The sequence below is a fragment of the Streptomyces sp. SID486 genome (genome assembly GCF_009865385.1).
GTDB lineage: Bacteria > Actinomycetota > Actinomycetes > Streptomycetales > Streptomycetaceae > Streptomyces.
Map to the genome: position 1 here is coordinate 1 of NZ_WWJT01000433.1, position 8680 is coordinate 8680.

Sequence of the window (8680 nt, forward strand, 5' to 3'; positions counted from 1 at the left end):
GGCCGGAGAGCGCCTGAGGAGCCACGCTCACCCGGTTCAGGCCGGAGAGCGCCTGAGGAGCCACGCCCACCCGGTTCAGGCCGGAGAGCGCCTGAGGAACCCCGCTCACCCGGCTCAGGCCGGAGGCCAGCTGAGGGGCGGCGCTGACCCGGCTCGGACCGACGAGCCCTGAGGGAAGGCCGGCCCCTCGGCCCCGAAGTGCGTCCGGGGGCGTCGAACCGTCCGGAGACCACGCTTCCCGTCGGGATCCCTGGACGACGCAGACCACGCTTCCCCGTCGGGATCCCCTGGACGACGCGACGCAGACCACGGTTCCCCGTCGGCATCCCCGGACGACGCACATCACGCTTACCCGTCGGCATCCCCCGGACGACGCACATCACGCTTCCCCGTCGGCATCTCCCGGACGACGCCCTCGGCGCCGCCTATCCGTAGACCCGCGCCGGGCTCGGGCGTACCGCCGCGGCGATCGCGTCCGCCAGCGGGGCGATGTCCCGCGCCGTCAGCGTGGAGACGGTGACGCGGATGCCCTGCGGGGAGGCGAGGCGGAAGCGGGCGCCCGGGGCGACGGCCCAGCCCCTGCGCACCAGCCGCGCCACCGCGCCCGTCTCGTCGGGCACCGGTACCCAGACGTTCATGCCGCTGCGGCCGTGGGCGGTGACCCCGCGCTCCGCCAGCGCCTCGATCAGGGCGGTCCTGCGGGCCCCGTACGACCGCGCGACCGCCGACCGGTCCACCGCACCGGTGGCCCACAGGTGCGCCACGGCGCGCTGCAGGAGCAGGCTCACCCAGCCGGGGCCGAGGCTCTGCCGGCCGCGGACCCGGTCGACGGTGACGGGATCGCCGGCCAGGACGGCGAGACGCAGGTCGGGACCGTAGGTCTTGGCCGCCGAGCGGACGAAGGCCCAGTGGCGGGTGACGCCCGCGAGGGGGTGCACCGGCAGATCGACGACGCCGTGACCGTGGTCGTCCTCGACCAGGAGGGTCCCCGGGTGCTCCCGGAGCACCGCGCGCAGGGCACGCGCGCGCGTGGCGCTCACCGAGGCGCCGGTCGGGTTCTGGGCGCGGGCGGTCACGATCAGGGCGCGAGCCCCGGCCTCCAGGGCGCGGCGCAGGTCGTCCGGGCGGGGCCCGTCGTCGTCCACGCCGACGGGGGCCAGGTGCAGGCCCAGCGCGGGGACGAGGTCCACGACACTCCCCCAGCCGGGATCCTCGACGGCGACCGTGTCACCCGGCCTGAGGTGCGCGGTGAGGACGCGTTCGATGGCGTCGAGGGCGCCGGAGGTCACGGTCAGCGGGCCCGCGGGGACGCCGTCGGCGTCGAGTTCGGCGCGGACGGTGCGGACCAGACCGGCGTCGACGGGGTCGTCACCGTAGAGGACGGGCCGCCGGTCGGCCGCCTCGGCCGCGGCGGCCAGCGCCGGGGCCAGACGGGGCAGCAGGGCCGGGTCCGGGTTGCCGGTGGAGAGGTCACGGCCCCCGGGAGGCACCTCCACCCGCAGCTGCTCACGGCCGGTGGTGGCGGGCTTGGGGCGGACACGGCTGCCGCGGCGGCCGGCCGTCTCGATCACGCCGCGTTCGCGCAGGGTCCGGTAGGCGGCGGCGACCGTGTTGGGGTTCACGCCCAGCCGGGCGGCCAGCTCCCGCATGGGCGGAAGGGTCTGGCCCGGCTCCAGCTCCCCGGCACCGACCGCCTCCTCGATGCCCGCCGCGATCTCGGCTGCACCACGTCCCGCGATCCGATATTCTCCTAGCACAAAGAAGATTATGCACTAGTACAAAGCATTTCTCCAACCCGGATCACTCTGGAGGGCACGTCATGCAGGGCACGACCGACGAAACGCGGGCCGCCGCCTACACGCCGACCGACCGGACCGTGCCCACGCGCTCCGCGGACCGGGCGTCGTACGACAAGGAACTGGTGCACGCGATACTGGACGAGGGGTACGTGTGCCACCTCGGCTTCGTCCGGGACGGCGCCCCGGTGGTGCTGCCGACGCTGTACGGCCGGGTCGGCGAGCGGCTCTACGTCCACGGTTCGACGGGGTCGCGCCCGTTGCGGATGACGGGTGAGACCGACCCCGGCCTGCCGGTGTGCCTGACGGTCACCCACGTCGACGGGCTGGTGCTGGCCCGCTCCGCCTTCCACCACTCGATCAACTACCGCTCGGTCGTGGTGCACGGCGTCGCGCACGAGGTCACCGACCCCGAGGAGCGCCGGCTGGCCCTGGACGCGCTGGTCGACCACGTCGTACCGGGCCGGGCCGCCGACTCCCGGCCCGCGAACAAGAAGGAGCTGGCCGCCACCGCGGTCATCCGCCTGGACCTGGAGGAGGTCTCGGCCAAGGTCCGTACGGGCGGCGCCAACGACGAGCCGGCCGACCTCGCCCTGCCGCACTGGGCCGGGGTCGTGCCGCTCCGCAAGGGCTACGACGCCCCGGTCGCCAACGCCGATCTCACGCCCGGCATCGAGCTCCCGGACTACCTGGTGGCGCGGTAGGCCCCCCCGGCCGGCCGCGTACGTCTCCCGGCCCCTCCCGGCGCCGCCCGTCCTGCGCCCGGCCGGGGTGACCGTGCCCGGTTCCCCGGCCGGATACCAGGGTGACCGTGGGCCGCACCCGGCAGCGAGGTGCGGCCTTGCCCCCTTCAGGCGGCGGTACCGCGGGCGACAGCTTCCAAGCGACGGTTCCGCGGGCCGACAGCTTCCAAGCGACCTTTCCGCGGGCCGACAACTTTCAAGCGGCGGTACCGCGGGCCGACAACTTTCAAGCGACCGTTCCGCGGGCCGCCAGCTTTCAAGTGGCGGTACCGCGGGCCGCCAGCTCCCGTTCCGCTTCCGCGCCGCCCGAGGCGACCGGCTCCGCGGAGTGCACGGCGGGGGCCGAGGACTGGGCTATGAACGCTCCGATCAGGACGACGGCGCCGCCGGCGACCTGCGGCGCGGACAGGTGCTCGCCGAGCAGCACCCAGGCCAGGACGGTCGCGATGACCGCTTCCAGGCAGGCGACCACCCCGGCGACCTGCGGCGACAGCCGGCGCACGGACAGCACGCCGGTGATGTACGCGACCACCGTGGCGACCAGCACGACCCAGGCGAGCAGGGCGGCGGCCGGTACGGCGGTGCCGTTCAGGTCGGCGGAACCGGCCAGGACCGACCAGTGCATGGTCCAGGGGCGGGCCACCGCGGTCAGCACGGCGGTGCCGACGAGCAGCCCGTAGGCGATGACCCCGAGCGGGTCCGGCGCCGTCCCGTCGGCGCCTCCGCCCTGGTCGGACAGCACGAAGTAGCCGACCTGGCAGCAGGCGGCGCCGAGGGCGAGCGCCAGCCCCAGCGCGTCGAAGCTCAGCCCCGACCAGACCTCCACCACACAGGCGAGGCCGGCCGCGGCGAGGATCACGCCGAGCGCGGCGGCACGGGTGACGGGCCGCCGCTGCACGAAGCGGACCCAGCCCAGCACCAGGGCGGGCGCCAGGTACTCGACGAGCAGGGCCACCCCGACCGGGATCCGGGAGAGCGCGGCGAAGTAGCACGCCTGGACACCGGCGACGGCTAGCAGCCCGAACCCGGCGAGCAGCGCGGGCCGGCGGCGCGGCAGGGCGCGGTGCCGCACGGCGAGCGGCAGCATCACCAAGGCGGCGCCCGCCACCCGCAGCCACACCACGTGCAGCGGGTCGAGGCCGGCCTCGATCAGCGGCTTGGCGGCCACTCCGGACCCGCCGAAGGCCAGCGCCGAGGCGAGTGCGAGGCCGAGGCCGGCTCCCTTGCCGGGGGTGTCCTGACTGCTCACAGACGTATGCACCGGCACATGATGACAGGCGTCGACAGGAGCGTCACCCCTGTTGACACCTGTCTCAGCAGGTGGACCGCCCAGGCCGTCAGCGGGCGGCCTCCTCGTCGGCGGCAGGCCCGCCGCCCCGGGACTCGATCCGCGCGGTCAGCTCGCGGGCCGGGACACCGGCCCGCTGGAGGACCTCGGCGGCCCTGGACCGCGGATCGGCGACGAGCGCGGCGAGCAGGTCGGTGCCGGAGACACCGCAGGCTCCCCGCTCCCGGGCACGGGCCCGGGCGTCCGCGAGTGCCGCGGACGCGGCCGGAGACCAGCCGCCGGCATCCCTGTCGCCACGGCCCCCGCCGACGGAGGGGCCGGCACCGGGGCCGACGGCAGGGTTGACACCGGAACCGACGGCAGGGTCGACACCGGGGCCGACGGCAGGGTCGACACCGGGGCCGACGGCGGGAGCGGCAGCGGGGCCGATGGGGGGAGCGGCAGCGGGGCCGACGGCGGGAGCGGCAGCGGGGCCGACGGCGGGAGCGGCAGCGGGATCGGGATCCGGAGCGGCAGCGGGATCTGGATCGGGATCGGGATCGGCGACCAGGGGAACCGCGCCGGAGTCCTCCACACGGCTCTGCCAGCGCAGTCCGTAACCGATGCTGCGCTGCACGAGGTAGCCGAGGAGCCGGGCGAGCCGCCGGGGCTCGCCCATGGCGGCCCGGACCTCGGGGTCGTGTTCCAGCAGGGCGTGGAGCAGATGAGCGGTGTCGGTCTGCCGGTCCCCGTCCCGGACGGCCCTGCGGCGCGCACCGGCGACCACCGACGCCAGCCCGGCACCGAGCCCGGCGGCGTCGTCCTGGTGCGAAGCGGCTGCGGCATGGGCGGTCAGATGGGCGGCCGGATGGGCTGTACGGGCTTGCACATCCCCTACCTCACCAGTCCCCTCGCGCCAGGACATCCACGAGGGGAACCATCTTCGCGTCCCGCACACAGTGGACACCGTCCACCCGGATCTCATCCCTGCGGAGGAGATCTGCCCACACCTTGCACCTCCGGAGTCGGCCTGACGGTTCATCAGTCTTGAATGTTCGCGCCCCGGCGACTACGTTCCGCGACACCGTAGCCCGATACGCCCGATCCGAAGGGGTGGTCGCATGGCCGAAGTCAGCGCGGAGGCACGCATCCAGGCGCCGGCCGAGAAGGTGTGGGCCCAGCTCACCGACTGGCCGTCGTACGGGGCGTGGAACGCGACCCACACCAGCTTCCCCAAGGGCGGCCCCGAGATCATGGCCGTCGGCGGGACGTTCCAGGAGAACATGAAGCTGATGGGCTTCCCGGCCGAGGTCGACTGGACCATCGAGGAGCTGGAACCGGCCAGGCTGTTCGCCATCCGCGGCAAGGGCCCGATGGCGGTGACCGTCGTCACCCGCTACACCCTGGTCCCGGACGGGGAGGGGACGACGGTCCGGATCGACGGCGAGTTCACGGGCGCCGCGGTGTCACTGATGGCGGGCAAGCTGAAGGACTCGGCGACGGCCGCCCTCAACGAGTCGCTGCGCAAGCTGGATGGCCTGGTCACCTGAGCCGCGACGGGCGAAGGCGCCCCGCGCGGACACATCGCGCGGGGCGCCCGGCCCTGCCGTACGAGCGGCACCTGCCGCATGTACGGCACACCTGCCGTACGAGTTGCGCCGGCCCCAAGAGCCTCAGTGCTCGTCGGCGAGGATGAGGTACAGCTTCTTGCGGGCGTCGTTGATGACGGTGAGCGCCTTCTCGCGCTGCTCCTTGCTCCCGGTCTTCCACACCTGGCCGAACGCCTCCATCAGCCCGAAGCCGGCCTGGCGGATCTCGGTGAGCGCCTCCCAGTCGACCCCGCGCGAGGCTTCCTCCCAGGGGGCGTCCGCCCCCTCCTCGGCCGCGGTACGCCCCACCTCGGTCAGGGCGAACAGCTTCTTGCCACCCTCGGTCTCACTGACGATCAGCCCCTCGTCCTCCAGCAGTTGGAGGGTGGGGTAGACCGAGCCGGGGCTGGGCTTCCAGGCGCCGCCACTGCGTTCGGCGATCTCCTGGATCATCTCGTAGCCGTGCATGGGCCGGTCCTTGAGCAGGGCCAGGATCGAGGCGCGTACGTCACCGCGCCGTGCCCGCCCCCGCGGCCCGCCCCGCCCTCGCGGCCCCCAGGGGCCGGGTCCGAAACCGGGCCCGCCCGGGCCGAACCCCGGGCCACCCGGCCCGAAGCCGGGGCCGCCCGGCCCGAACGGACCGAAGGCGGCCCGCCGCCCCTCGAAGCCGCCCATCCCCCGGCGGCCGAACCCCTCGTGCCGATGTCCACGCTCGAATCCGTGGGAACGCATCGCGATCACTCCATTCCATCGCTGATCTGTCACGTCTGCATCGCGTATCGTTCGCGATGGCTCAACGATATATCGGAAAGGAGGGTTGAGACAACCCCCTCACGGAAGCCGCTCACCCCGGCTCGCCGTCACCGGCGTCAGCCGATGCGGGACGCCTCACCCCTCGGGCCCCCTCGAGCCACTTCGGATTTGTGGGTCCCTTTTTCGGATCGCGGAGTGGCAGGCATCCCGCCATGAGGACCGAGCAGTGGAGTGGAAACGATGTCGATGCGGCTTGCGGGCAAGACCGCCCTGGTGACCGGGGCGACCAGCAACATCAGCAACCTCGGGCGAGCGATCGCGGAGGGCTTCGCGGCGGAGGGACCCATGTCGTCGTCGCGGGCCGCATGGGCACGCCCGACGCCGTCGCGAACGCCGCCATGACTGGCCGCCGACGAGTCGGCGTTCGTGCATGGCATCGTGCTCGACGTGGACGGCGGCCGCACCACCGTCGCCGTCGTCGCCGCGTGAGCACCGGCCGGGCGGTCCTGGCCGAGGCCGAGCCCGCCCGGCCCCTCCCACCCCTGGCCCCTCCCACCCCTGGCCCCTCCCACCCCTGGCCCCCGGCCGCGCACCCGCACGACGGCGCGGCGGGAAACGGTCCGGTTCTCTTGGATTGGCCTTGGCCGGGGAGCCGCAGCGGACGCTAGCGTCGGCGCCATGCGCATGCGAATCGTGGACGCCTTCACCGACCGCCCCTTCGCCGGCAATCCGGCCGGGGTCCTGCTACTGGAGGACGTCTTCCCGGACGACGACTGGCTGCAGAACGTCGCCATGGAGGTCAACCACGCCGAGACGGCGTTCGCGCACCGGTTGCCCGGAGACGGTGCGGCGGACTGGGCGCTGCGCTGGTTCACGCCCGTCACCGAGGTCGCCATGTGCGGGCACGCCACCCTGGCCACGGCGCACGTCCTGCACACCACCGGCGCCCACGAGGGCCCGGTGCGGTTCGCCACCCGCAGTGGCGTGCTGACCGCCACACCCGCCGCCGACGGCTCGATCACGCTCGATTTCCCGACCGCCCCGCTCACCCCCGCCGCTATCCCGGACGGTGTCGCCGACGCGCTCGGCGCGGAGCCGGTCGCCGTCTTCGACACCGGCCCGAACGTCGGTGACCTGCTGGTGGAACTGGCCGACGAAAGGACCGTCCTCGGTCTCTCCCCCGACCACAAGGCCCTCGCCGGCTACTCCTCGCGGGGCGTCATCGCCACCGCCCGTGCCGAGGACCCCGGCCGCGGCTACGACTACGTCTCCCGCTGCTTCTTCCCGAACGTCGGCATCGACGAGGACCCGGTGACCGGCAGCGCCCACACCGCGCTCGCCCCGCACTGGTCCGCGCGCCTGGGCCGCGACGACCTCACCGGCCTGCAGGCGTCCCGCCGCACCGGCCTGGTCCGAACCGGCCTGCGCGGCGAGCGCACCCTGCTGACCGGCCGCGCGGTGACGGTCATCGAGGGTGAGCTGCACGCCTGAGCCGACCGCCGGCGGCCTTCACGCCGTCGGCAGCCAGCCCACCTTGCCCGCGAGGAGGGCGTAGCCGACGAACGCGCCGATGTCGAGCAGGGAGTGCGCGACGACCAGCGGGCCGACCCGGCCCCAGCGGCGGTACAGCCAGACGAACACCACGCCCATGACCATGTTGCCGAGGAAGCCCCCGATGCCCTGGTAGAGGTGGTACGAGCCGCGCAGGACCGCGCTGGCCACCAGCGCCGTGCCCGGGGACCAGCCCAACTGGCCCAGCCTCCGCAGCAGGTAGCCGACGACGATGACCTCTTCCAGGACGGCGTTCTGCACCGCGGAAAGGATCAGCACCGGGAACTTCCACCACACGTCCGGAAGCGCCTCGGGTACGACGGTGAGGTTGAAGCCGAGGCCGCGGGCGGCGAGGTAGAAGGCGATACCGGTGCTGCCGATCACGGCCGCGATCCCGGCGCCCCGGGCCAGGTCTGGCCAGGGCCGGGTGCGGTCGAACCCGAGGGTCCGCATGCTCCGGCCCTCCCGCAGCAGCAGGTGGGCGACGAGGGCGACCGGGACCAGGGCGGAGGCGATGCCGAAGAGCTGCCAGGCGAGGTCGAGCCACGGACGGCCGGGCGCGGCCGAGGCGTTGAGGGTGGCCGCCTGGTCCTTCAGGCCGCCCGGTTTGGTGACCGAGCCGATGAAGCTGATCAGCGCGGACACTCCGCTCGCCCCGAGCGAGACCCCGAGGACGAGCAGCGTCTCGTCCCGCAGGATCCGCCGCGGATCGCGCTCCGGGGCCTTGGATCCGCCCACCGCGTCAGCCTCCACCCGCACCCCTGCCTCCAGCCGCCTCACGGGCCCCTGGCCCACCTTCGCCAGGCAAGGATCGCAGAACCGGCCCCCGTCCCCCCGCACGGGCCGGACCGGACCGGAACGGACCGGGGTACGGCCGGCCCACGGAGCAGAACCGGAGAGAGGAAGCGCCGACCCGCACAGCACACCCCAACCGAGGAACGGCCGACGCGCACAGCACACCCCAACCGAGGAACGGCCGAC

Annotated in this window: 7 protein-coding genes and 2 pseudogenes; 4 read left to right on the top strand and 5 right to left on the bottom strand. The window is 74.0% G+C overall.

The genetic code is table 11. The annotated features are described in order from the left end of the window. Nucleotides 1–425 precede the first annotated feature (425 nt). Nucleotides 426–1757, bottom strand: a complete 1332-nt coding sequence (locus GT045_RS20595; protein WP_161335049.1) for an aminotransferase class I/II-fold pyridoxal phosphate-dependent enzyme — start codon at nucleotides 1755–1757, stop codon at nucleotides 426–428. Nucleotides 1758–1819: 62 nt separating this feature from the next. On the opposite strand from GT045_RS20595, the gene GT045_RS20600 reads away from it, so the two are divergent. Beyond that, nucleotides 1820–2500, top strand: coding sequence for a pyridoxamine 5'-phosphate oxidase family protein (locus tag GT045_RS20600; protein ID WP_161335050.1), 681 nt, complete (start codon nucleotides 1820–1822; stop codon nucleotides 2498–2500). Nucleotides 2501–2795: 295 nt separating this feature from the next. On the opposite strand, the gene GT045_RS20605 is transcribed toward GT045_RS20600, so the two are convergent. Next, nucleotides 2796–3806 carry an EamA family transporter gene (locus GT045_RS20605; protein ID WP_161335051.1) on the bottom strand — a complete coding sequence of 337 codons (1011 nt, stop codon included), beginning with the start codon at nucleotides 3804–3806 and terminating at the stop codon, nucleotides 2796–2798. Between the two features lie 562 nt (nucleotides 3807–4368). Next, nucleotides 4369–4602: pseudogene (locus tag GT045_RS40735) on the bottom strand (peptidase); the annotation flags it as partial. 325 nt (nucleotides 4603–4927) lie between these two features. Between GT045_RS40735 and GT045_RS20615 the strand changes: the two are divergent. Beyond that, a complete protein-coding gene (locus GT045_RS20615) occupies nucleotides 4928–5356 on the top strand; it encodes an SRPBCC family protein (protein ID WP_161335052.1) in 429 nt (142 codons plus the stop codon). A 123-nt stretch (nucleotides 5357–5479) separates the two neighbouring features. Here GT045_RS20615 and GT045_RS20620 read toward each other — a convergent pair whose 3' ends face one another. Next, nucleotides 5480–6127, bottom strand: a complete 648-nt coding sequence (locus GT045_RS20620) for a PadR family transcriptional regulator (RefSeq protein ID WP_161335053.1) — start codon at nucleotides 6125–6127, stop codon at nucleotides 5480–5482. A gap of 377 nt (nucleotides 6128–6504) precedes the next feature. Between GT045_RS20620 and GT045_RS39885 the strand changes: the two are divergent. After that, nucleotides 6505–6637, top strand: a pseudogene (locus GT045_RS39885) (SDR family oxidoreductase); the annotation flags it as partial. 189 nt (nucleotides 6638–6826) lie between these two features. Continuing rightward, nucleotides 6827–7639 (top strand): PhzF family phenazine biosynthesis protein, encoded by an 813-nt coding sequence (locus GT045_RS20630; RefSeq protein WP_161287516.1) that lies wholly within the window; start codon nucleotides 6827–6829, stop codon nucleotides 7637–7639. A gap of 18 nt (nucleotides 7640–7657) precedes the next feature. Here GT045_RS20630 and GT045_RS20635 read toward each other — a convergent pair whose 3' ends face one another. Beyond that, nucleotides 7658–8437, bottom strand: coding sequence for a type II CAAX endopeptidase family protein (locus GT045_RS20635; protein WP_345942699.1), 780 nt, complete (start codon nucleotides 8435–8437; stop codon nucleotides 7658–7660). Nucleotides 8438–8680 lie beyond the last annotated feature (243 nt).

Coding starts and splice junctions, on each gene's coding strand:
- GT045_RS20615 (WP_161335052.1), top strand. CDS start 4,928: ATGGCCGAAGTCAGCGCGGAGGCACGCATCCAGGCGCCGGCCGAGAAG.
- GT045_RS20620 (WP_161335053.1), bottom strand. CDS start 6,127: ATGCGTTCCCACGGATTCGAGCGTGGACATCGGCACGAGGGGTTCGGC.
- GT045_RS20600 (WP_161335050.1), top strand. CDS start 1,820: ATGCAGGGCACGACCGACGAAACGCGGGCCGCCGCCTACACGCCGACC.
- GT045_RS20630 (WP_161287516.1), top strand. CDS start 6,827: ATGCGCATGCGAATCGTGGACGCCTTCACCGACCGCCCCTTCGCCGGC.